Raw genomic sequence first — 389 nt, 5'->3', positions numbered from 1 at the left:
GGCATTCTGGCGGAGCTCGGGGACATTACCCGGTTCGACGATCAGGCTGCAGTGGCGAAGTACGCCGGCCTCACCTGGCGCAAGCACCAATCCGGTCCTTTCGAAGCCGAAGAAACCAAACGCATTAAATCCGGCAACCGATTCCTTCGCTATTACCTGGTTGAAGCTGCCAACTCGGTCAAAAACCGCGATCCGGAATTCGGAGAGTATTACCGGAAGAAATACAACGAAGTACCGAAGCACCAACACAAACGCGCCCTCGTTCTGACAGCAAGAAAATTGGTGCGTCTGGTCGATGCGCTGCTACGCAACGACCAAGTCTACACGCCGAAGAGGAAGGTGAATCGCGCGAAGGGGTAACGCCTCCTTTAGCTGAGTCCTCTCGAATT

The 389-nt window shown here is 54.8% G+C and carries 1 protein-coding gene; it reads left to right on the top strand.

Annotation, left to right across the window (positions count from 1 at the left end):
- Positions 1–360: transposase (locus DQG13_RS30395; RefSeq protein ID WP_146767246.1), on the top strand; the 360-nt coding region annotated here is incomplete at its 5' end.
- Between the last annotated feature and the right edge of the window lie 29 nt (positions 361–389).

It is taken from the genome of Paenibacillus sp. YN15, assembly GCF_003285005.1.
Lineage (GTDB): Bacteria > Bacillota > Bacilli > Paenibacillales > NBRC-103111 > Paenibacillus_AR.
The sequence above is the reverse complement of the archived record's forward strand: the minus strand, read 5'-3'. Positions and strand labels throughout refer to the sequence as shown.